Raw genomic sequence first — 23,364 nt, forward strand, 5'->3', positions numbered from 1 at the left:
CTCCGGCTTTTTGTTTTGATTTGCCGATTGCCTTTTCCCTGCAAGGGAGGCTATGCCCAAGCAGGCATTCGAGAAGGAGACACAATGCGGCTTGGCGGACGCCTGCAGGCGGCTATCGAGGTTCTGGGCGAGATTGAAGCGGGCGCGCGCCCGGCTTCTGATGTGCTGAAGGATTGGGGGGCTTCCCATCGTTTTGCAGGCGCGGGTGACCGCGCTGTGATCGGCAACATCGTCTATGATGCGCTGCGCCGCAAACTGTCCATCGCGTGGCGAATGGACGCCGATGACGCGCGCGCTCTGGCTTTTGGTGCTCTGCTGGCTGATGGTGGTATGGATATTGCGGCTCTCGATGCGGCTCTCGATCGAGATAAGTTCGCGCCGGAAGTACTGGAGCAGCCGCGCCGTGTTGCCTGGGAAAGCCGGGACGTCGCCGAAGCTCCTGCCCATGTTCAGGCAGATGTGCCGGAATGGTGCGCATTGTCGCTGAAGGAACTTTTCGGCGCGCGCTGGATCGAGGAAGGCAAGGCGCTTGCCACCCGCCCACCGGTCGATCTGCGCGTCAACAGCCTGAAGGCGAAGCCTGAACAGACGCTTGCGGCCTTGGAAAAAGCCGGCGCTGCCCCTGCGCCATTTCTGGCACAGGCATTGCGCATTCCGCCGATTGAAGCGCTGGGCCGTCATCCGAATGTGCAGGGCGAACAGGCCTTTCTCGATGGCTGGTTCGAGGTTCAGGATCTGGGGTCACAGCTCGCCGCGCTCTTTGCCGGTGCCACGCCTGGCCAACAGGTACTGGATTATTGCGCTGGAGCTGGTGGCAAGACATTGGCTCTGGCTGCTGCGATGCAAAACAGCGGTCAAATTCACGCCTATGATGCGGAACGCGCCCGATTGTCGCCGATGCATGAGCGACTGCAGCGTGCAGGGGTGCGCAATACGCAGGTCCATGGAAATCTCGATGCGCTCGACTCACTCAAAGGACAGATGGACCTCGTGCTGACTGATGCACCTTGCACGGGTTCCGGCACATGGCGTCGCCGTCCTGATGCGAAATGGCGGCTGAACGACCAGCAGCTTGAGCGGCGCGTTCAGGACCAGAAGGACGTGCTGGAATCTGCCAAGCAATATGTGAAACCGGGCGGGCGACTCGCCTATGTCACCTGTTCTCTATTTGCGGAAGAAAACACGCGACAGGTTGCGCGGTTTCTCACAGGTAACGCTGATTTTTCGGAAGTCGCGCCACAGGCGATCTGGGACACAATTGTTGCCGATGCTGGTGAAGTGGAGCCGGTATTTCCGTCGCATGGCGCGGTATTTTCGCCATTGTCCACTGGCACTGACGGCTTTTATGTGAGCATTCTGCAAAGATTAAAATAAAACGGGGGAGACGATGTCAGCGCACCGCGTAGCAGAACCGGATTTCAAAGAGCGCGTCGAGGAAAGCTTTGGTCGACAGGCGGCCATGAAGCTGATCGGCGCTGAACTGACACGGTGTGAGCCTGGTATCGTTGAAGTCGAAATGCCGTTTCGTGAGGAACTGACGCAACAGCACGGTATTTTGCATGCGGGCATGATTTCTGCTGCGCTCGATTCTGCCTGCGGCTATGCGGCGCTGACGCTGATGCCTTCCGATGCGGCAGTACTGACCATCGAATTCAAAGTGAATCTGCTTGCCCCCGGCAAAGGGGAACGGTTCTTGTTTCGTGGTGAGGTTACGAAACCCGGTCGTACAATCATGGTTAGCGATGGACAGGCATTTGCGGTTACCGACACGGAAGTGCGGCTGATCGCAACCATGACTGGAACAATGATGGTCGTGCAGGACAGAAAAGGCCTGCAAGGATGATGAAGATCGTCGCCGGAAAGCGTCTGCTCTACGTTATGGCTGTTGATGCCGAATATGGGCGTCATTTGGCGAAGCTCTTCACGCCGGTCATGATCGGGGTAGGGCCGGTGGAGGCGGCTGCCAATCTCGCCTATGCTCTTGCAGCTCTGATGCAGGCGGGAGAAAAGCCTGACCTTGTGGTTTCACTTGGCTCTGCAGGCTCAGCCAGATTACCACAAGCGGAAGCGTTTCAAGTATCTTCCGTATCCTATCGCGATATGGATGCTTCGCCTCTCGGGTTTGAAAAAGGCGCAACACCATTTCTTGATCTTCCCAAAGTGATCGAACTCCCGGTTTCCGTACCGGAAATCCCTGCTGCATCGCTTTCAACAGGTGCAGATATCGTCTCCGGCAAAGCCTATGCGGCGATTGATGCGGATATGGTCGATATGGAAACCTATGCCTGTCTGCGCGCATGCCAGCTTGCAGGAATTCCGCTTTTTGGACTTCGCGGTATCTCCGATGGTGCAGGCGAGTTGCAACATGTCGGGGACTGGACACAGTATCTGCACATTATCGATGAAAAGCTGGCCTATGCGGTCGAGCGACTGGAGGCTGCAATCGCGGATGGTCTCCTGTCGGATCCTGACAATGGTATGTCAGTATAGGTCGATTTTTGGCAACGCACTTGTTGAGCATGGCGTCTATAATCCATATAGGCATTGCATCCCGGTCACTTTTTAAATAGATGCTGCACATGAGCACCACGGCACATCCCGACACAATCCTAATTATCGACTTTGGCAGCCAGGTTACGCAGCTGATTGCGCGTCGCGTGCGCGAAGCCAACGTCTATTGTGAAATCGTCCCTTTCCAGTCTGCGGAAGGGGCTTTCAAGCGGCTGAAGCCGAAAGGTGTTATCCTTTCAGGCAGTCCCCATTCGACGACTGATATTGGGTCGCCGCGTGCGCCACAGGCGGTCTTCGAAGAAGGCATCCCGGTCCTTGGAATCTGCTATGGCGAGCAGACCATGTGCGCTCAGCTGGGTGGCAAGGTGGAAAGCGGTCACGACCGTGAGTTCGGTCGTGCTTTCCTGGATGTGCAGGAAGACAGCCCTCTCTTTGAAGGCATCTGGGCCAAGGGCACTCGTCATCAAGTCTGGATGAGCCACGGCGACCGCGTAACATCGCTGCCTGATGGTTTCACAATTGTCGGTACGTCGCCAAATGCACCATTTGCCGCAATTGCGGATGAGAAGCGTAAATATTACGGCGTGCAGTTTCATCCTGAAGTCGTGCACACGCCGGACGGCGCAAAGCTTCTTCAAAACTTCGTTCATCGCATTGTCGGCGTGAAGCCCGGTTGGACGATGGGTGCTTATCGCGAACAGGCCGTCGAAGCCATCCGCAAGCAGGTCGGCAGAGGCAAGGTTATCTGCGCGCTTTCCGGCGGCGTTGATTCTTCCGTTGCGGCACTTCTGGCGCATGAGGCTATTGGCGATCAGTTGACCTGTATCCTCGTCGATCACGGTTTGATGCGTAAAAACGAAGCGCAACAGGTCGTTGAAATGTTCCGCGAACATTACAACCTGCCGCTCATTCTGGTTGATGCTGCTGATCGTTTCATCGGTGAGCTGGAAGGCGAAACCGATCCTGAAAAGAAGCGTAAGACGATTGGCCGTCTCTTTATCGAAGTGTTTGAGGAAGAAGCCAAGAAGCTGGGCGGTGCGGATTTCCTCGTGCAGGGCACACTCTATCCGGACGTGATCGAAAGTGTCTCGTTTACCGGTGGTCCTTCGGTCACGATCAAGTCGCACCACAATGTTGGCGGTTTGCCGGAGCGCATGAAGATGCAGCTCGTCGAACCACTGCGCGAATTGTTCAAGGATGAAGTGCGCCTGCTCGGCAAGGAACTCGGCTTGCCGGACAGCTTCATTGGTCGTCATCCATTCCCGGGTCCGGGTCTTGCGATCCGCTGCCCGGGCGGCATTACGCGCGAAAAACTTGAAATCCTGCGTGAAGCCGACGCGATCTATCTGGATGAAATCCGCAAGGCTGGCCTCTATGATGCCATCTGGCAGGCGTTTGCCGTTCTGCTACCTGTCCAGACTGTAGGTGTTATGGGGGATGGCCGTACCTACGAATTCGTCTGTGCGCTGCGCGCCGTGACTTCGGTGGATGGCATGACGGCCGATTTCTACCACTACGACATGAACTTCCTTGGCAATGCGGCGACCCGCATCATCAACGAGGTCCGTGGCATCAATCGCGTTGTCTATGACGTGACTTCAAAGCCGCCTGGAACGATCGAGTGGGAATGATCCCGCGTCCGGCATAGACCTGCATCAAAGAGCACTAAAATACCTCTAAGCCCGTGTAACTGCGGGCTTTTTTCATTATTGGCTTGGCATAGTCTGGCAAATTTTCGCATCGCTAAGCACCCGGTTTTTATGGCATGGTAGATGGTACGATTTGAACCTGATGCCATGTTCAGCACTCGATACCATGTTGCTCCTGATGGGGTGGTCATGGTATTGAATTCATATAGCGCATTGTTCTGTAAGGAGTTTTTATGGGAGATGCGAGGCTTTTTGAGCATGGTATTTTTGAGAGGAAACCCAACCCGACCATGCTGACTGATACCAAGCTGCGCGACCTCAAGCCAAAGGACAAGCTCTACAAAGTGAATGACCGTGACGGCCTCTACGTGGCCATCACGCCAGCGGGTTCGATTTCATTCCGCTACAACTACTCGATCCACGGCAGGCAGGAGACAATCACCTTTGGCCGCTACGGTGTCGGAGGGATCACGCTAGCGGAAGCCCGCGAACGGCTGGGCGAAGCCAAGAAGATGATCGCCGCAGGGAAATCTCCAGTCAAAGAGAAGGCGCGGGACAAAGCCCGCATCAAGGATGCTGAGACATTCGGCGCGTGGGCCGAGAAGTGGTTACGCGGCTATCAGATGGCCCCCAGCACCCGCGACATGCGCCGCTTAGTCTACGAACGTTAGCTAAAGCCGAAATTTGGCAACCCAAGCTAGCGGAGATTACTCACGAAGACCTGCGAGCGCTGGCTGACGCCATCGTGGAGCGGGGGGCACCGGCGACCGCAGTGCTTTGTCGCGAAGTCGTAATGCAGGTCTTTCGTTGGGCCATCGAGCGCGGTCAGAAGGTTGAGAACCCAGCCGATCTGGTGCGCCCCTCGACCATCGCCAAGTTCAAGCCGCGAGATCGAGCGCTGGCGCCCGATGAAATCGCCTTCATGTACCAGTACATGGAGCGCATTGGCACCACGCCTTCCATTCGGGTGGCCGCCAAGTTGCTGTTGTGTCAATCGGCATCTAAACGGGCCCCCTTATCGGCGTCCCAAAAGGGTTCCGTTACAAAAATTCACACTGCATGGAACACATCTGAACTTTGGACACGGCTATGCTGTGAGTTCCGTGAGTTGTTGTTGAGCGAGAACGGTTTCGCTGTTGCAAAGACGCCTTGTTGCTTGCGCATCATGTGAATCAGTTCGATGCCGGAAAGTGTGATGTCGACCGCGACTGCGGACTTGAAGCCGAGCATGGATCGGATGCGTCGTTTGACACGGTGATGATCCTGTTCAATGGCGTTGTTCATGTATTTACTGGACAGAATAGCGATAGGGTTACCAGCCTGTAACAACCGGTTTTCAGCGTCGTACCGTATGATTGCCACGCGATTGGTGTGACTGCCGTCAATAGTGATTTTCTCTGCCTGCCATGCCGGGCCAAAGCCTTGCGGATAAAGCGTTTGGCAGCTTTCAGGTCTCGGGCTTTGCTGAACAGGAACTCGACCGTATCGCCATTGCTGTCGATGGCGCGATACAGATAAAGCCATTCGCCTTTGACCTTTTATGTAGGTCTCATCAAAGTTCCATCTTCGCGTGACCGTTCGCTTTCTCCGGTGGAAGCGTTCTAACAATTTGGGGCTGAAGTGCAAAACCCAACGACGTACGACCTGTGAAATTATTAAGTTTGGTACTGGATAATGTTCAAAGCTGCATCGCTCCAGCGATGCGAGAGCAAACCGATGACTAAGATGTGCACGAGGGCCTTTGGGACCAACCTTTGCGGTTAGTCGTATTTGCAGGCTTGGTCTTCAGGCGGTGGCCGCTGCAATTCTTGGTTTCCAGCGCAGGCGGATCCATTGCCGGATATCGTAGGCCAGCAGGGCTCACAGGGCTTCCGTTCCTGCCTTTGCCAACCCGCGTACACGAAAGCGCCGCAGTCCCAGCTTGTCTTTCAGCCACGCATTGACGAACTCTGCGACACGTCCACGTTCGCGGACTAACGCTTTTGTCTCTGGCGAATTTTTCCGAGAGCGGAACACACTCACTACAGGGTCCTCGTGTGTAACGACAATCGATCGCCCATAGCGCTGGTTGCCTGAGCAACATTGGCGGCGACTGGGGCATGGCCGACAATCAGTCGGGCTGGCCAGATAACGCACCATCCTTCTTCCAGGTCGCACATGGCCATAGCGAGCGGTGAGTATCTTGCCTTCCGGACAAACGTAGCTGTCGGACGCCGTATCGTACTGGAACTTATCGGGCAGGAAAGCGTCCGTTACCCCAACACGAGCAAACCGTTGCTTGGCGCGGCCATCAGTTTCAGTCCATGGCCCGACAAGTTCAATGTCTCTGTCATGCGCGGCCAGAATGTTCGCCCGACTGGTATAGCCTGCATCCACCACCATCTGATCAGGTGACTGACCCAATCGCTTTCTAATCTGCTCAATTGCTGGAGCAAGGTATTCGTAGTCAGGGGCCGTTTGCCCAATATCCAGGCCCACGGCAATGCCATGAGCTGCGTCAGTCGAGATCTGGACGTTATAACTCAAGGCGTAGTGGCCATCGCCATGACGCATGATCCGCGCTTCCGGATCTGTCGAACTAACGCCGGTCTGGCGCTGGCGGGTGCGCGCATAACCCGGGCGCTTGGCTACACTTATCTGTTGGGCATGGAGAAGCGCCTGCTCAAGCCGTTCGATGCGTTCGCGACCAGCCCGTTCGCGTGCAGCGGCCTGCCGGACTGTTGCCTCCCCGTTACGAGGATCTCCCATCGAAGCGACATGATGCCGTGCTGCGGCCAGATGCTTGACGATCTGCGCTTCCTGCTTGAAAGAGCCTGGCCCCGCCTGCGCTGTGATTTTCGTGCCGTCATGCATGATGCTCTGCAGAGCGATCAGACCCTCGGTGCTTAACACGGCGAGCACTTGGGTGAACATTTCATCAAGAGCTTCGCGATGGGCAAGGCGAAAGTCGGACAGGGTATGATGATTGATGACAAGGAGCCCCATCAACCAGGGAAAGTCCGGATCGTGCTCACAGCGACGCTCCACCTCACGGGCAGATCCGATACCTCGGCTATAAGAGTAAATCCATAAGCTCACCAGTAGCCGTGGATCATAGGCGGGTCGCCCGGTAACACCTTCAAGTGAGCCAATCCCTGCCGCAAAGGCGGACAGATCAAGTTGGCCAACCAATTCCCAGATCGCCCGAACAGGATGATCTTCTTCCAGCAACCGTTCAACATCCAGCATCTCCCAACAAAGCTACCGACGATCCGCTTGCACCAGTCGAACTGGCCTGCTTCGCGATTGAGTTATATGACCGTTAGATGCCGCGGCAACATTCACTGATGCTTTCGGACCTATGCGATTCATCCCCAAATCCTCCCCGAAACACTGCCAGAACCATAGCGTATTTCAGGTCCAAACAGGATTTTTTCACAGGTCGCGTACCGTCGCATGATCCAGCGCGATGCCGCGCTCGGCCATCATCACCTTCAGATTGGTAGGCTCAGATTGTAAGCCAGGTACCATCGAACACACAGAAGGATGACGGATTTGTCGAAATGGCGGCCTTTGAACATTGATTATACCCTGCTAACGTAAAGCCGAGAGGTTACTCCTGCCGCCCTTGACGAAACGTTTGCAACACATCCCAAACAAGTAGTGGGGGAGACGCTTGCTATGCTCGACAAGTCGTGGGATGCTGTAGAAAGTGTATTAACGCGCCTGTTCATCCGCTCCGACGTCGGCGATCAAGTCGACAAGAATGGCGCGCGGGATTTCATACCTGACCTCAAGGCAACATTGTTCCAGCCATACGCTCCGTACAACGGGATCAGAGAAACTTGAGAGCGCCTGCCACAAGCGAGGGCAGACATTCTGCACTTTTTGTCAATCTGACCTTTTCCCAGCCAGCAGCCCGAGTCTTGGAGAGACTATGCGCTACCCCAGGAATACCCGACTTCGTTTGAGCACGATAAATCAGCTCCACTTTCGATCGGAAGTCATTTTCTGGCTGTTAGAGCTAAGGCATCCCCTGCCGCTATCGCCGCTTCTTCAATGCTTGAGCTTTTTCCCATGGTGGGAAAACCAATCTGGTTGACGAACAGGAAGAGAAATCAGAATTTTGTGAGCAGCACACGCAAAGTTTCGTCACGCAGTTCAAAAACATCGAACACGCCTAGTGCATGCAGCGCAGGCATTGCGCCTACCATTTCCTCAACGAGTGCCTTGTGTGCATTCTCATCAGTCCCCGGATCCATCCAACGCAAGGCATTTTGCAGAAATGCAGCATAGTACCTTTACGAATTGTCATTCCGTCAACCTGGGCACAATTGACCGCGTCCGGCAGCAAGTCCTCCGGGCGCATGACAATCGCCCTTCTGACATTGATTTGCTTTGGCATTCTTTACACTCCGTCAGTCTGTGATTTGAGTCTAAGATCATCGTTCTGGTGAAACTACCTGATAAATGTCATTCAATAGCGTGAATCGGCCATGTCTTTACCGCTCGTAGACCAATTAATGTTCAGGGATCTCTGCTTGAACGGTTCGATCTTCGCGGTTGAACGGTGTGACGGGGACACTCGCCAAACAGTCAGTCGTGCGCACGCGCCGGGCCAGCTCTTCGGCAGTCTTGCTGGCCTTCTTTCTGCTCAAACCCCGTTGGCAACTGGGTCGTTCCAGCGACCCACGCTGTTTGGATTCCACCGCTGGTGTCTCATACGCTACGGTCGTATGGTTCCTTTATGGGCTCTGGAGCGTCTATATCGAAGAAGCTGCTTGCGCCCGGTTGGCAACGGAGCCACAGGTGATCCGCGTCAGTGGGCTTCTGAGGGAGGCAGTACATCGCATTGTCGCATGGGGCCGCGGACCTCGAAGTGAAAGCGAGCATAGGCTGGGAAATGTGCTCATCGATGAAATAGCTATGCTCCCGCCAGAACCGCTCAGCCTAGCGTACCCAAACGATTTTCGCTTGCGCCAAATCACCGATGGCATTCTGTCCAATCTTGCAGACGAGCGCGGGATGGAAGACTGGGCGCGCCTGGCTGGCATCACCACACGCACGCTTGCAAGACGTTTTGTTGCAGAAACCGGTTTTGGGTTTTCGGAGTGGCGCCAGCGGGCAAAGGTGCTACGCGCCATCGAATTGCTTGCGGAAAATATGCCCGTCACGACGATAGCCGTCGATCTCGGTTATACTAATGTTAGCGCATTTATCGCAATGTTTACCCGGATACTGGGGACGACGCCGGGTTGCTATGCCCGCTCACAGCTGGAGAGATCGGGTCGATCAATACCGGGGCACTAGGATGGGGACCTGATCAAACTATTGCCGCTATTGACTGATTGCTTTCTTTTCAGGTCTGGCCAGCAGGGAGAGTGATGATGAGCGATCTTTTTTGGCTTTCGGATGGGGCTTGGTCGGCGATTGAGCCTCATCTTCCAACGAACCAGCTGGGTGCTCCGCGCGTCGATGATCGGCGGATCATCTCGGGCATTCTCCACGTCCTCAAGGATGGTTGCCGCTGACGCGATGCGGCGGCCGAACCCACCCACGAGCGTACAGGCAGCCCGACGCCCACTCGAAAGTGGCTATAAACTGCGGTTTATTGACAGTTTGCTATTAAAGCGGTTGATTTAACCGACGAGGAGGCTGATTAAGCAAGGCAGATTTTGTGGCTATACGTATTACTGAGATTACGTGCATTCGATTGTGAATCTTTACGAGGCTTACTTACAGATACTATATTATATTTTTAGGGCGACGCCTCTTTCATTGACCTGGCTAAGTTTTTCCCTATCCGAAGGTCGGAAGGCTTTACGATTGGCCTCTACTTGCTTGATGATAAAATCTTTTACTCTTTCAGTACGCACGCGGTAACGTGGGTTTTCGTGCGTGACAATGAAATATGTGCGCAGAAAACTAATTTCGCCGGGCAGCAGCCGGATAAGTTGCGGATTATGCGCCGCGATAAAGCATGGTAAAAGCGCGATACCCACACCGCTGGAAGTAGCGTCCACCTGCGTGAGAATATTCGAAACCTGCAAGTCGGCTTCACGATGCGGAAGATAGTTCCGCAGATAATCATGCGCAGGCGTCGGAAGCAGGTCCGGTATATATCCGATGATGAAATGCCGATCGATGTCGGCGACCGTGCGAATTGCCTCATGCGGTCGTAAATAGTCCTGACTGCAGTACAGTCCGTATTCATAATCGCAAAGTTTACGCGATACCAAAGGCCCGAGCGTCGGACGCTCCATCATGATTGCAATATCGGCTTCGCGCTTCGTAAGGCTTACAATAGAAGGATCGGCGATCAGCTCAATCCGTATATCTGCCAGTTCCGGTGGTAACAGATGCAACTGACGCACGAAAAAATTCGATGAAAATCCTTCCGGTATCGTCAGGCGTAACGGGCCTGCGAGGCTGTTTACCTTGGACGACATGTCCGTCTGAATACGAATAACAGCGCTTTCCATCTGCTGCACCTCGGTAGCCAGCTTCTCGCCCGCTTCGGTGATCTTGTAGCCGCCGGGGGAGCGCTCGAATAAGGGTACCCGCAAGCTGGTCTCCAACGCAGTGATACGTCGGCTAAGCGTGGAATGATCTAGGCCAATATGCCGAGCCGCAACCGTCAGACGCCCCAAACGGGCGACGGCGAGAAAGGCTTTCAGGTCGTCCCACTTTAGATCGGAGGTATGGGAATTAGCGCACATGCAGATTGTATGTATGCGAATTTACAGCAAAGCAAGCAATTTGTAACGCTATCTGTCACCTGTCGAACCTGAAAAGAGCCTGTCAGGTCCGCAGAAAAGAATACTGGGAGCAATCAATGTCCATGTTCGAAAAACTCCGCGCACTTGAAGCTGCGGGCAAGCCGGTCCGCGTCGGTATCATAGGTGCTGGAAAATTCGGATCAATGTATCTTTCGCAGGTCAATCGTACGCCGGGTGTGCATCTGGTCGGCGTTTCCGACCTCAACCCATCCAATGCCCGTCAATCGCTGCGCCGTGTCGGCTGGACGGAGGAGCAATTCGCAGCGGTCTCATTCGAAGACGCCGATAAAAACGGCTCGACTTTCGTGACAGACAATGCCGCTGACATGCTTGCCAGCCCCTTCATCGATATCGTCATCGATGCAACCGGTCATCCGGCAGCAGGCGTGCGCCACGTGCTTCTGGCTTGCGAGCACAAAAAGCATATCGTGATGGTCAATGTGGAGGCCGATGTTCTGGCTGGTCCGCTTCTGGCTAAAAAGGCCGAGGAAGCTGGCATCATTTATTCTATGGCAGCGGGCGACCAGCCTTCACTGATCGCCGAATTGTGCGACTGGGCCCGTTGCACAGGCTTCAACGTTGTGTGCGCTGGCAAGGGCACGAAATATCTGCCCATTTATCACAAATCGACACCCGATACGGTATGGGGCTATTACGGATTCTCGCCAGAACAGGTGGCGGGCGGCGATTTCAACCCGAAGATGTTCAACTCGTTCCTCGACGGCACCAAGTCCGCGCTGGAAATGGCGGCGGTCGCCAATGGTTGCGACCTCCTGCCGCCCGATGACGGCTTGCTCTTTCCGGCTTGCGGCGCGGATGACCTGCAAACCGTCCTGCGTCCCGTGGAATATGGCGGCATCCTCAAACGCCGCGGCACGGTCGAGGTCGTTTCCTCGATCGAACGCGACGGTCGCCCGGTCTTTCGCGACCTGCGCTGGGGCGTCTATGTCGTGATCGAGGGAGAAACCCAATATGTTCGCGACTGCTTCAAGCAATACGGCCTTCTGACCGACCCGACCGGTCGCTTTGCCGCGACCTACAAGCCCTATCATCTGATCGGCCTGGAACTCGGCGTCTCGATCGCTTCGATCGCAACCCGCCAGGAACCCACCGGGCGTACAAAAGGCTGGAGCGCTGACGTGGTGGCTGTGGCCAAGCGCAGACTGGCGGCAGGCGAGATGCTCGATGGCGAGGGCGGCTATACCGTTTACGGCAAAGTGATTCCCGCCGCCACCTCCTCGAAGCTGGATGCCGTTCCGATTGGTCTCGCCCACGGCATGAAGCTCAAGCGTGATATCGAGGACGGGCATGTCGTCTGCTGGTCAGATGTCGAATATGATGAAGACGATGTCACCATTCGCCTGCGAAAGGAGATGGAGCGGGAGTTCCTCGCCGTAAACTGACGTCGCTCTCCAGCGATTAGACGTAGAATCTCAACGAATAGAGGGGCAGTATGGCCTGTCACGACACCTCCCCGGTTCAGGGGCAACTTCTGGGCGTGAAGCTCGACAACGGTACGCGCGTAACACACGGTACAGGCGCCAACATCAAGGTTCCGCTGTCGGGATTTCCAGTCACGATGCATGAACTCTATAGCGGCTATGACGAAGGTGCGAAACTTTCGTTCGAAGGCCAGTTCGGCTTCATCGAGTTCCACACTGACTGCCGGTTGCCGCGCCATGTGCACATGATCCATGACGAGGCAACGGGCAAACCGAAAATGCTGCCCGAGCGCATTCTCGTGCTTAACGGCGTCGGCGTGACCGAGCTTTGCGGCGAATATTTCATCATAGCGCCGGGAACGCTTGTCGACATTCCGCCAGGCGTGCCCCACACATGGAATGCCTGCCCGGCCGGAGTGAAGCTGCCCGACGGCACCGTCTCGGACGGCGGCTTCACCATGATTTACAACTATTCCGACCAGACCAGCTTCTTTCCGACCGAGCAGACGGAACTTCTAACCCGGGCAGACGAATACATCGCTTATGAAGGCGACCTCCAGGATATCCGCTTCCCAGTCATGACAGCCGGAGAAGTAGCCAGAAGGGCGCGTTTGGTCTGGAACACGGAACTATGTCGGGATCTGGAACTGGCGTGAACAACCGCAGCAGCCCGTTCAGGAGAGAAGCCGGTACGAGCCACCATGCGTTTTCCTGAACGTATGGTGCAAACGGGCATTGGAGCACATCCCGAAAAGTGTGAAGCGGTTTTCGGGATGGGCGTAAAAAACAGACAGTCAGAGAGCCGATCTGATCGAAACGCACTCCAGGAATAGCCTGCTGCTATTTGAAGATGAATTCACTTTGGGAGGATTGAATGAGTCCGATAAACAAAAAGAACCGAGGCATCGTCTCCTTGATTGGCGGACCGCTTGGCAAGATCCCGGGGGCCATGATGATCGTGCCGCTGTTCCTGGGCGCGACCATCAATACGTTTTGGCCGGAACTTCTGGGTATCGGCAGCTTTACCACAGCGCTTTTCCGGGACGGGACGGGCGCTCTGCTCGGTCTGTTCTTCTTTTGTATGGGCGCGCAGATTGATTTTCGCCAGACCTCGGCCACCCTGCAGAAGGGTACGGCGATTCTTTTGGGTAAGGCCTTCGTCGGCGGCAGCATCGGTCTATTGGTCGCCTTCTATATGCCGGGCGGTACGCTGTGGGGGCTGACACCACTTGCCATCATCGCTGGCATGACCAATTCCAATTCCGCGCTCTATGTGGCGCTCACCAAACAATTCGGCAATGCATCCGACCGGGGTGCTGTATCGGTCATTTCGCTGAATGACGGTCCGTTTATCACACTGCTCATCCTCGGCACAGCCGGGCTTGCTGCCTTTCCGATGACCATGCTCATCGGCTGCCTATTGCCGCTCGTCATCGGTTTCATCGTCGGTAACAATTCGTCCAAGGCGCGTGAGTTTCTCGCGCCCGGCGAAATGCTTTTGATCCCGTTCCTCGGTTTCGTCGTCGGCCGTGGCATTGATTTCTCCATGCTGCTACAGGCTGGTGTGCAGGGGGTGTTTCTGGGCGTCGGAACAGTTATCTGTTCGGGCCTGTTCGCCATGCTGTTCCTACATGTCATGCACATTATTACCCGCCGCCCGAAAGCGACGCGCAACCTGATCTCGGGCGCAGCCGAATCGACGGTCGCCGGCAATGCCGTCGCCACGCCCGCTGCGGTGGCGCTGCTTGATCCGAGCTACAAGGCCATCGAGGCGATCTCCACCTCACAGGTTGCCGCCGCCACCATCACCACGGCGCTTCTCGTTCCCTTCCTTGTGATGTTCGTTGCACGCTGGCAGCAATCCCGCGGCATCTCGTCGGCGGCTGAAGAGTACTGGATTAATACAGGGAGTGTAGAGGGCGCGCCTCTATCCTCTCCCCGGCAACAGGCAGTCTGACGGCCGCCGCGCCCCGCAACAGAGCGATGCGATCCGTCGCATGCCTTCCCTCTTCCCTCGTATCCCTACGACCATCAAAGGAGCAGACAATGAACACGACTGCGTTCATCGGCCTTGATCGCGCTTATCGCAACTATATCAACGGTACTTTCGTTGATGCCGCAACCGGCCTGATCGACGTCACCAATCCCGCCACCGGCACCGTCATCGCACGTGTGCCGGATTCCGATGCAGCCGAAGTCGATCGTGCCGTCACCGCCGCCCGCCAGGCGCAGGGGGGCTGGGAGCGGTTGACAGCCATCGAGCGCGCCGGATATCTGCGCAAGATTTCCGCCAAGATCCGCGAACACCGAGTTGCGCTTGCCGATATCATCATCAAGGAACAGGGGAAGGTTCGGGGCCTGGCACAAGTCGAGGTTGATTTCACAGCCGACTATATCGACTACATGGCCGAATGGGCCCGACGTATCGAAGGTGAGGTTCTAACCTCCGACCGACTGAATGAAACCATGATCCTGCTGCGCAAGCCGGTGGGCGTCGTCGCCGGTATTCTGCCCTGGAACTTTCCATTTTTCCTGATCGCGCGCAAGTTGGCGCCTGCGCTGGTAACCGGCAATACGATCGTTATCAAGCCGAGCGAAGAAACCCCGATCAACGCGTTCATCTTTGCCGAACTGGTTGCCGAAACCGATCTCCCGAAGGGCGTCTTCAATCTTGTTGGTGGTCGCGGCCGCACCTGCGGCGAAGCGCTCGCCTCCCATCCGGGTGTCGATCTCATCACGTTTACCGGTTCGGTGAATACCGGCTCGCACATCATGCAATTGGCCGGAAAGAACCTTACTCGCGTCAACCTGGAACTGGGTGGTAAGGCACCGGCCATCGTGCTGAAGGATGCCGATTTGGATCTGGCGGCAAAAGCGATCTACGATTCGCGCGTTATCAATACCGGACAGGTCTGTAACTGTGCTGAGCGCGTCTATGTCGAGCGCAATGTCCATGATGCGCTGGTCGAAAAGCTGAAAGCACTGTTTGAAAACACACGCTATGGCGATCCGTCTATCGAAGTGGATCTACACATGGGGCCGCTAGTCAATCAAGCTGGCCTGGACAAAGTTGCAGACGCCGTGGATCTGGCTAAAAAACAGGGTGCCAAGATTGTCACTGGAGGGAAGATCGCCGAGCGTGGGAAGGGCTTTCATTACGAGCCGACACTGCTGACTGACGCAACTGCCGACATGGACATCATGCGCCGCGAGACCTTTGGTCCGGTTTTGCCCATCCAGATTGTCGACAGCCTCGATGAAGCTATCGCTCTGTCCAACGAGTCGGAATATGGTCTTACCTCCTCGATCTACACTCGCGATCTCAACTCGGCTCTGAAAGCCGCGCGTGAGCTGAAATTCGGTGAAACCTATATCAATCGCGAGAACTTCGAGGCCATGCAAGGTTTCCACGCCGGACGCCGCAAGTCCGGCATTGGTGGCGCCGACGGCAAACACGGCCTCTATGAATTCATGGAAACCCACGTCGTTTACATCAAGGGCGAGTGATCCCATCATATTGTCCCTTGACCGGGCGCTGTATTTCTGCCCCGCGCCCGGCAAACTCTTCCCATCGTTGTGGTACAGCCTAGCTTCGGCGATCGTGAAAGGAACCGTGCCGTGCGTCTGAAAGATTGTCACAATTTCCATGATTTCCGAGAACTGGCAAAAAGACGCCTGCCTAGTCCGATCTTCAACTATATCGACGGTGGGGCAGATGATGAAGTAACGTTGCACCGCAACACCGCTGCTTTCGAGAATTGCGATCTGGTCCCCAGCATCTTGCGCGGCGTCGATGATGTCGATATCTCCGTCGAGGTAATGGGTATCAAGTTGGACCTGCCCGTTTATCTTTCTCCGACTGCATTGCAGCGCCTGTTCCATCATCAGGGCGAACGTGCGACTGCTGCAGCTGCGGAAGAATTCGGTACGATGTTCGGGTGCTCCTCGCTTGGCACCGTCTCCATGGAAGAACTGGCGCGCAAGCATCGCAATCCGCAGATCTATCAGTTCTATTTTCACAAAGACCGCAGCCTTAATCGCGCTATGATGCAGAAGGCCAAGGAAAGTGGTATCGAGGTCATGATGTTGACAGTAGACAGTATCACTGGCGGCAATAGAGAGCGCGATCTGCGCACCGGCTTTACCATTCCCTTCCGCCTGACCCTTGCCAGCATGATGCAGTTCGCCATCAAGCCGGTGTGGGGGCTCAATTACGTTATCCACGAGAGGTTCAGCTTGCCTCAGCTCGACACCCATATCGACATGAAGGGCGACACCGTAACGATCGGGCGCTATTTCACCGAAATGTTGGAGCCGTCTATGAATTGGGATGACATCGCTCGCATGGTTGAGGAATGGGGCGGAAAATTTTGTCTCAAGGGCGTCATGAGCGCTTCAGACGCACAAAACGCCGCTTCGATTGGCTGCAATGGCATCGTGCTTTCCAATCATGGCGGGCGCCAGCTTGACGGCTCACGCACCGGCTTTGACCAGCTTGACGAAGTCCTGCAAGCTGTCGGGGACCAACTCGATGTGATGATTGACGGAGGCATCCAGCGTGGCACCCATGTATTGAAGGCCCTGTCGATGGGGGCTAAGGCCGTAGGGCTCGGGCGTTTCTATCTTTATGCGCTAGCAGCTGCCGGCCAGCCCGGCATCCAGCGCGCGCTCGGCCTGCTACAAGCCGAACTTCTGCGCGGCATGCGCCTGATGGGTGCTCGCAAGGTCTCGGACCTTACCCGCGACAATCTCCGCTTCCGCTGACGGCGTTTGCACCTCCAGCACCGCCTCCCGTCCAACATTTGGAGCTCCCCATGTTGTTTTCTGCCAATCTCGGCTTCCTGTGGAACGATCTGCCACTGCCGGAGGCCATCCGTCGAGCCAAGGAAGCAGGTTTCGAGGCCGTCGAATGCCATTGGCCTTATAAAACACCCGCCGAGGATGTGGTGGAAGCACTTGCCGAAACGGGTCTTGTCATGCTCGGCCTCAATACGCGGCGTGGAAATACAGGCGAGAACGGTCTGCTCGCCTTGCCCGGCCGGGAGCAGGAGGCGCACGCAGCAATTGACGAGGCGATCAGCTATGCAGCTGCCACAGGAACGGAAGCGGTGCATGCCATGGCTGGCATTGCCGAAGGTACCAGGGCACGCGCGACCTTCCTCAAAAATCTTCGCTACGCCTGCACAAGGGCCCGCAAGCACGGCATCACGATCTTGATCGAACCGCTCAATCCCTATGACGCGCCAGGCTATTTTCTGCGGAATACTGCCCAGGCAGAAGCCATTATCCGCGAATTGGATCTGCCCGAACTTCGCCTCATGTTCGACGTCTACCATCAGCAGATCACGGCTGGCGACATCTGCCGCAGCTTCGAGACTCTTCTACCGATCATCGGTCATGTACAGATCGCGTCCGTGCCAATGCGGGAGCGTCCTGATCGAGGAGAAGTCGATTATCGCTTCGTCTTGTCATACATTCAAGCGCTCGGCTGGACTCGGCCCGTCGGCGCAGAATACCGCACCAACGGCTCGACCGAGGAAACGCTCGGCTGGCTGCCAGAGTTCCAGGCACTCTAGGTGCTTACGTTAAAAATTGCATAAGCGACTCGATTGAGGCTAAGCACGTGTATAAGTCTCCATCATGGCTTAACTGCTTTGAAAATGTCGGCAATCGCGTGTTTGTCGTCAGCTTCCTTGAAAGCTCGATGATGTCACGAGAACTCAAATATATCACTTCTGAATCAGCAGTTGTGGCCGCCTTATCAAACTCCGCTTGAAGTATACTACCAGCAGACGTAACGCTCGAATGAATGTTTAAACAGTCGCCTCTTGTGACGTAGTATACTGCTGCGAAAAACTATTGTGCTGGCTAGTGTCGCGTGTGTCCTGGCAGGAAGAAGGTACCTAGCCGAACCGAACGCCCGCTTTGCGCATTTTTCTCGCGATAGCTGTCAGTCCGCTCACGCCCCCTTTCCGGTCATTTGACAGCTGATTGCCAGCGGTCACAAAAAATGAGCGCTGAAACCGAGATTAAAGTAGGCTCGTCACAGTGAGCACAATAATGGCATGCTTTAATATTGACGGGGGAGGTCAATAGGTGAGGAAGCCACAATGCACGACGAGAAACACTATCTTGTGCTTGGTGGAGCAGGATTTATAGGATCCCATCTCGTAAGGCGGCTTCTTATGGAGGGCCACGCGGTCACGATTATAAATCGTTCTCCTGCCACAATGATTGAAAGAAAATTTCCTGATAAGTTCAGTCGAAACCGCCTTGAAATCGTGCAAGGCAACTTTGACGATGAAGCCCTGCTCGATCAGTTCCTGCCACGTTGCAGTGCTTGTATCCATCTCGCAGGCTCGATGGTCCCATCTGTCTCCATTGAGAACAAGATTGCCGACATCCAGATCAACCTCGCAGGAACTGTAAAGCTTCTCGAAATTGCTAGACGGCGCAGATTGAAGAAGCTGATCTATATTTCCTCTGGGGGAACGGTCTATGGCCAGACAACCGCACAATTGATCAGCGAGGATCATCCTACAGATCCGATTTCCGCTTATGGCATCACCAAGCTGGCGGCTGAAAAATATCTTCAGCTGTTTCACCGACTGCATGATTTACCCTCAATCACCCTGCGCCTGGCAAATCCCTTTGGGCCGGGACAAGCTGAAAAGGGAATTCAAGGAGCAATTGCGGTTTTTGTCGAACGTATTCTACAGGGTAGGCCCGTGGAAATCTGGGGCGATGGAAGCACAATTCGCGACTATCTTTTCATTGACGATGTCGTGGAAGCGATCTTGAAAGCAATCGACTATTCCGGTCCACAGACTATGTTCAATATTGGTTCAGGGCAGGGGACGAGCCTTAATGATCTTTGCGCGCAGATCGGGCAACATTTTCCACCATTCGAAAAATCCTTCAAGCACACAAGATCATTCGATGTCCCGCGGAACGTTCTCGATATTTCCCGGGCGCGGTCGAATCTTCACTGGCATCCGCGCATATCGCTGGCCGATGGCATTTCCCGTTATATCGCCTGGAGGAAAAGCCATGGTGCTGCGCAGTTCTTGAAGGTCGGCGCCGTAGCGACCCCAGCAAGAATCGAAGCGCCAGAACAGCTCTAGCTCATAGCGTTTGCAAGTTGTTCGCGGAATCGAAGCGCGAATGGAAATCAGTTTGATAGACTGATTTCCGGGCAGATGTTCTAGATGTCAGGAAGTGGATTGGACGACTGGCAGATAAGGAGAGCGAGAAAATGCCGAGCGTTCGTCCAGAATTGCTTCAAAATCCCCGAACACAACCTTGCCATGGTCGAGTTTGCCTCCGGTCGGCAGCCGAGAGAAGAGATGGAGTTCCATCGGTTCGTTAAGCGGTATGGGAAGCCCTATTTTGAGCTCGAACGGCCTTAGCGGTTCCGTCAGTTCGATCCAGTCCGTAGACGCCAGAGCTACTATCCCGCTTTCGACATCGTCAACGTTCTGGCCGGGATAGCTGAGCGCCATGCGAACAAGCAGTTTGGTCTGGCACAGAGCATCATCTATCCTCGCTGTGCAAGAAACAGCAGAAAAGCCCGGAAATGACGGCAACTCGATCCTGGCTGCTGACGCGGGATTTTGCTTCAATGGGCGCAGGAGCAGCCGCCCCCCATCAAGATAACCGAAATATGGGTATGCCCAGCTTAGCGAACGTGTGGTTTGCGCTTTGCTGGTCAGGTGATCCGAAATCTTCATTATTGCATGTGACGCGGCAACAGCGGCGGGCGGGTTGTAATTTAGCCCCGGGTAGCCGCCCCAAATCCTCAGTCGAAGCATGTGCATGTCGAGATTTCCATGGGCCGCGCTGTGAAAGGCGAATTCAGGCATCAGCCCCGTGGATGTCGTAGAGAGTTGTGGGGACACGCCTTCACCTTCAGTCAGAACCAAAAGCTCAAGTGAGGAATCCATGCGAGACAGAACTTTTTCCAGGCGAAGCGCAAGCCAGCCTGATACTATCTCGTCAAATGCGATCTTCCATCTGGCCAATTCCATTTCGGAAGAAGGTACCCTCAATATGATGAGCAGATGGCCTTCTCCCGTTCCCGGCTTTTCGATCTGAAGGTCCAGACCAAGAAAGCCCCGCGCTCCTACGAATAGTGGTTGGGATAACGCTCCGGCGATGACGCCATTCGATGAGCACCCAGAAGGGGTTTCATAAACAAGTTGCGGAGGGTCCTTTCTGAGATTTCTTAAGAGTGTTTCCAGCTCTGGTGGAATCCTGACGTGATGCGCGAGCCCTTGTCTGATTGTGGCCAGATCCTCAATAAGCTTTTGGTTCAAATGTGTGAGCCGCATATTCTCCTGAAGGGCCTTGATGGCAACCGCTTCAACCAGTCGGTCCGGACCGTCTTTCAAGATTACCGGAAGATCGCCTGAACCCGACGCATGTGCCCACCAGGTTTCCAGCTCCCCTGTAGATATATCGCCTTCGGGGTTCCATATCGCCAGAACATTGCTTGGTGGCACTTCCAGTGGACGTCTCTGGTCGCCGATCTCACCAATCAGCAATGTCTCTCCACCATTGAACGCCGTCAGCTCGATCCACTCTACAGGGAGCTCCGGATATGTGTTGTTCGCATCGGCTCCTTCGGATCTCAGGATCAGAATTTTGGGGCCTCCCGTGAAAAGGGATAGCAGCATATTTGCAGTAACTTCGATCATGCGCGAACTTTGCCCGTTCGTTCTGGGTGGTCGATTATCGGCGTTGTCTTGGAGGGAAAGTAATCTTCCCACCGCTTGAGTTTGCCAGTGGGATAGCCAATGCCGTTGCACAATTGCCGAATTACCGGGGATGCAGGGAAAATCGCATCATAAGCTTGCTCAAAAGCCGAACAACCAATTACCGAGTTGCTTGCTCCATCCTCATTATTGTCGATGATGGCAAAGGTTTTTACACGCAGCTTACGCAAGGCGCCTGCGATGAGGTGTAGAACACTACTTCTAACGGATACGACCGTGGAGTAAGCCGCCAATGTAGCCAGCGCGATCTGCCTGTCGCGCCCGTCGAGATTTGGCAGCGCAGTGCCCATGTAGTTTTGCATGTTCCGTTGACTGGTTTCGTTGTCCAGCGAAGGCATCGGCAATGTCACGATTTCTGCAAATTCGCTCAGGTCTGCCGACTTGGCAGTGAATATCGAACCGAAACAGATTAAATGCGGGATCAAACCATGCTGGGTTGACGACTTTGCCAGTTCAGACGCCCGAGCGATATCCTCGGCCTCCGGGTGATCGATAACAAATGCAATCGTTCGGTCGGCTTCATTGATTGGAAAGACCGACGGAATCCTGAATAGTTCGGGATAAAAATCTCTCGGCATCGCCGCTTGAGCCCGATATCGGTCGTAAGGGATCGAATGCCAGAAATCGCGCTTCTGTGTCCTGGCCACATCTTGCAGAGCTTCTAACAGAAGAGCGAGCGTGGCGGGCTGGACCAGTGGCACGTCAGATTGCGGGGCCTCCATCCCTATTTGTAGAGAAAAATCTCGCGCTGCAAACTGCTTGTTCATATGCCAATGATTGCCGAAGGCAAAACCGCCTTCTGGAAATTGCTGCGCAAGCAATGCACCTACTTCCACTGCCCAGATTTGCGCGGGCTGAGTAGGGGGATGAACGAGAATTGCCTCCGTTTTCCGTATGTTTGTGATGGCAGAAGTCATCGCAAAATTCGGTGACATCGAAAGTTCAATGCCGCAAGACGAACTGCCCGCCTGCTGTAGCGCGCATTCCAAGTTCCAGAGAACACCGCTGAGCAGCTTCTGATCCTTTAGATGATCGTAGGCTGTTTGATGAATGACGAACAGATGTCCCGGGCATTTCCCGTAATCTGGCTTTTCAGCTGCGCGAAGAAGTTGCGATAAATAGGCCTGCAATGGCGCCGGCCTCGAGGGCTTCGCAACAGCGCTTAGCGTATGAACCTGACCAGTGTCCGGATGGTAGACCGCATACCGCGTGCAATCTTCTATTTCCCGTTTAAGAACAGCTTGAACATTATAGAGCGGGGAGTGCTTCTTGCGAATATAATCAAGTATTTGCGTGAAATCTCGCTCGGCTTCTGTCAGCATGCTTTCGCCACGTCGCCGATAATGAAAGCCGGCATTCGGAACGTGCACACCATGGAAGCCGAGCGCCAAACCCTGAAGCCAGAAGTCCCAATCTTCAACGCCCTTTCGCATTGCCTCATCAAAACGAGCGCCTGCGTCCAGCATCCGGCGAGAAACCATGCTGCCAGCTTCGCAGAAGCTGCGAAACAAGTGTTCGAGAGCTGAGTATGAACCTGACATATCGCTGAAGCTGGAAAAACCGAACTTATCAACATCGGTATAAATCCAGCCCGTTTTCTCGTCGCTTGCTCTCAGAGTGATGACGAGCCGCTGCAGCAAAGATGGGTCTATGTGGTTATCGCAGTCGAGAAAGAATACTGCCTCCAGAGCTGGGAATGCTCCGAGTGCAAATTCGAGCCCGGTATTGCGCGCTGCACTCAGTCCATTATTGGCCTTGTGGAGATAAAAAACCGAGCCGGGATAACAGCTCGCAAAATTCTGGCAGATTTCATGGGTTTCCGGTGAGGGGCAACCATCGTTGACAACGACAATTGCGAAGGGGAATTCGCATTTTTGCGCGATCGCTGTTTGTAAGGTCTCTGCGGTCAATGCTGGTTGGCCATAAGCCGGAATCAAAATGACTGCCCGGACATCCTGTACGTTCTGCAAGTATAACTTCCGATTCATCATAGTTTCACGCTGCCAAGTTCAGCGTAATCCCATATCTGTGTCGACATTGTGAGAGTTTCGGAGTTTCCAAGTAGCTTTATGTAACGCGCTGTCGCGAAGATTTAAGCTAGCGCCAGCTGCTGCCGACAAGTTTTTCAGTGATTAGTTTCGTAGCGGCACCTGGATATCTGAGTTCCGTGCCGATGCAATTTCACAGCGGGATACAAAGGAGCAGGCATTGATCTCAGAGTAAGGCAACT

19 protein-coding genes and 3 pseudogenes are annotated in these 23,364 nt (G+C 54.8%); 16 read left to right on the forward strand and 6 right to left on the reverse strand.

Features of this window, described 5'->3' with window-relative positions:
- Window positions 1–84: 84 nt before the first annotated feature.
- From JNC70_RS04725 to JNC70_RS22855, 6 genes are all read left to right on the forward strand, one after another.
- Window positions 85–1,374 carry an RsmB/NOP family class I SAM-dependent RNA methyltransferase gene (locus JNC70_RS04725; RefSeq protein ID WP_104755497.1) on the forward strand — a complete coding sequence of 430 codons (1,290 nt, stop codon included), beginning with the start codon at window positions 85–87 and terminating at the stop codon, window positions 1,372–1,374.
- A gap of 13 nt (window positions 1,375–1,387) precedes the next feature.
- Window positions 1,388–1,843 carry a PaaI family thioesterase gene (locus JNC70_RS04730; RefSeq protein WP_010661020.1) on the forward strand — a complete coding sequence of 152 codons (456 nt, stop codon included), beginning with the start codon at window positions 1,388–1,390 and terminating at the stop codon, window positions 1,841–1,843.
- Complete coding sequence (locus JNC70_RS04735; protein WP_104755496.1) at window positions 1,840–2,490, forward strand: 5'-methylthioadenosine/S-adenosylhomocysteine nucleosidase; 651 nt, start codon at window positions 1,840–1,842, stop codon at window positions 2,488–2,490. Before JNC70_RS04730 ends, JNC70_RS04735 begins: the two co-directional genes overlap by 4 nt.
- Before the next feature lie 89 nt (window positions 2,491–2,579).
- The gene (gene guaA, locus JNC70_RS04740) at window positions 2,580–4,142 is read left to right on the forward strand and encodes a glutamine-hydrolyzing GMP synthase (RefSeq protein WP_374788549.1); all 1,563 of its coding nucleotides are present in this window, start codon (window positions 2,580–2,582) and stop codon (window positions 4,140–4,142) included.
- Between the two features lie 251 nt (window positions 4,143–4,393).
- The gene (locus JNC70_RS22850) at window positions 4,394–4,831 is read left to right on the forward strand and encodes an Arm DNA-binding domain-containing protein (RefSeq protein ID WP_425350156.1); all 438 of its coding nucleotides are present in this window, start codon (window positions 4,394–4,396) and stop codon (window positions 4,829–4,831) included.
- Entirely contained in the window at window positions 4,765–5,331 is a 567-nt protein-coding gene (locus tag JNC70_RS22855; protein WP_445433024.1) for a phage integrase central domain-containing protein, read from the forward strand. The genes JNC70_RS22850 and JNC70_RS22855 overlap by 67 nt, the downstream gene beginning before the upstream one ends.
- A gap of 41 nt (window positions 5,332–5,372) precedes the next feature.
- Here the strand turns inward: JNC70_RS22855 and JNC70_RS04750 are convergent.
- The 3 genes and pseudogenes from JNC70_RS04750 to JNC70_RS04760 all read right to left on the reverse strand — a co-directional run.
- Window positions 5,373–5,674: pseudogene (locus JNC70_RS04750) on the reverse strand (DDE-type integrase/transposase/recombinase); the annotation flags it as partial.
- A 346-nt stretch (window positions 5,675–6,020) separates the two neighbouring features.
- Window positions 6,021–7,388: an IS1182 family transposase gene (locus tag JNC70_RS04755; RefSeq protein WP_104755495.1), complete on the reverse strand. Its 1,368-nt coding sequence runs from the start codon at window positions 7,386–7,388 to the stop codon at window positions 6,021–6,023.
- Between the two features lie 198 nt (window positions 7,389–7,586).
- Window positions 7,587–7,720 (reverse strand): annotated as a pseudogene (locus JNC70_RS04760) (IS6 family transposase); the annotation flags it as partial.
- A 100-nt stretch (window positions 7,721–7,820) separates the two neighbouring features.
- Between JNC70_RS04760 and JNC70_RS04765 the strand changes: the two are divergent.
- The 3 genes and pseudogenes from JNC70_RS04765 to JNC70_RS04775 form a co-directional block, all read left to right on the forward strand.
- Window positions 7,821–7,988: a hypothetical protein gene (locus tag JNC70_RS04765; RefSeq protein ID WP_167394055.1), complete on the forward strand. Its 168-nt coding sequence runs from the start codon at window positions 7,821–7,823 to the stop codon at window positions 7,986–7,988.
- Window positions 7,989–9,113: 1,125 nt separating this feature from the next.
- Window positions 9,114–9,449, forward strand: a complete 336-nt coding sequence (locus JNC70_RS04770) for a helix-turn-helix domain-containing protein (RefSeq protein ID WP_208623448.1) — start codon at window positions 9,114–9,116, stop codon at window positions 9,447–9,449.
- A gap of 77 nt (window positions 9,450–9,526) precedes the next feature.
- Window positions 9,527–9,667: pseudogene (locus JNC70_RS04775) on the forward strand (transposase); the annotation flags it as partial.
- A 222-nt stretch (window positions 9,668–9,889) separates the two neighbouring features.
- Here JNC70_RS04775 and JNC70_RS04780 read toward each other — a convergent pair.
- Window positions 9,890–10,858 (reverse strand): LysR family transcriptional regulator, encoded by a 969-nt coding sequence (locus JNC70_RS04780; protein ID WP_104755494.1) that lies wholly within the window; start codon window positions 10,856–10,858, stop codon window positions 9,890–9,892.
- Between the two features lie 116 nt (window positions 10,859–10,974).
- Between JNC70_RS04780 and JNC70_RS04785 the strand changes: the two genes are divergently transcribed.
- The 7 genes from JNC70_RS04785 to JNC70_RS04815 all read left to right on the forward strand — a co-directional run bounded on the left by JNC70_RS04785 (window position 10,975) and on the right by JNC70_RS04815 (window position 19,484).
- Window positions 10,975–12,321: an NAD(P)H-dependent oxidoreductase gene (locus tag JNC70_RS04785; RefSeq protein WP_104755493.1), complete on the forward strand. Its 1,347-nt coding sequence runs from the start codon at window positions 10,975–10,977 to the stop codon at window positions 12,319–12,321.
- A 50-nt stretch (window positions 12,322–12,371) separates the two neighbouring features.
- Window positions 12,372–13,016: a cupin domain-containing protein gene (locus tag JNC70_RS04790; protein ID WP_104755492.1), complete on the forward strand. Its 645-nt coding sequence runs from the start codon at window positions 12,372–12,374 to the stop codon at window positions 13,014–13,016.
- A gap of 218 nt (window positions 13,017–13,234) precedes the next feature.
- On the forward strand, window positions 13,235–14,317 hold the full coding sequence (locus JNC70_RS04795) for a 2-keto-3-deoxygluconate permease (protein ID WP_104755491.1): 1,083 nt from the start codon (window positions 13,235–13,237) through the stop codon (window positions 14,315–14,317).
- An 89-nt stretch (window positions 14,318–14,406) separates the two neighbouring features.
- Window positions 14,407–15,867, forward strand: coding sequence for an aldehyde dehydrogenase (aldA, locus tag JNC70_RS04800; RefSeq protein ID WP_104755490.1), 1,461 nt, complete (start codon window positions 14,407–14,409; stop codon window positions 15,865–15,867).
- 111 nt (window positions 15,868–15,978) lie between these two features.
- Window positions 15,979–17,124 carry an alpha-hydroxy acid oxidase gene (locus JNC70_RS04805; RefSeq protein WP_104755489.1) on the forward strand — a complete coding sequence of 382 codons (1,146 nt, stop codon included), beginning with the start codon at window positions 15,979–15,981 and terminating at the stop codon, window positions 17,122–17,124.
- Between the two features lie 50 nt (window positions 17,125–17,174).
- Entirely contained in the window at window positions 17,175–17,936 is a 762-nt protein-coding gene (locus JNC70_RS04810; protein ID WP_104755488.1) for a hydroxypyruvate isomerase family protein, read from the forward strand.
- A gap of 534 nt (window positions 17,937–18,470) precedes the next feature.
- Entirely contained in the window at window positions 18,471–19,484 is a 1,014-nt protein-coding gene (locus JNC70_RS04815; RefSeq protein WP_104755487.1) for an NAD-dependent epimerase/dehydratase family protein, read from the forward strand.
- 87 nt (window positions 19,485–19,571) lie between these two features.
- Here the strand turns inward: JNC70_RS04815 and JNC70_RS04820 are convergent, their stop codons facing one another.
- Together JNC70_RS04820 and JNC70_RS04825 are read right to left on the reverse strand one after the other, a co-directional pair.
- Window positions 19,572–21,056 carry a DUF6212 domain-containing protein gene (locus JNC70_RS04820; RefSeq protein ID WP_104755486.1) on the reverse strand — a complete coding sequence of 495 codons (1,485 nt, stop codon included), beginning with the start codon at window positions 21,054–21,056 and terminating at the stop codon, window positions 19,572–19,574.
- Complete coding sequence (locus JNC70_RS04825) at window positions 21,053–23,104, reverse strand: glycosyltransferase family 2 protein (protein ID WP_167394054.1); 2,052 nt, start codon at window positions 23,102–23,104, stop codon at window positions 21,053–21,055. The genes JNC70_RS04820 and JNC70_RS04825 overlap by 4 nt, the downstream gene beginning before the upstream one ends.
- Window positions 23,105–23,364: the final 260 nt, after the last annotated feature.

The sequence above is a fragment of the Brucella oryzae genome (assembly GCF_041929965.1).
In the GTDB taxonomy this organism is placed as follows: domain Bacteria; phylum Pseudomonadota; class Alphaproteobacteria; order Rhizobiales; family Rhizobiaceae; genus Brucella; species Brucella oryzae.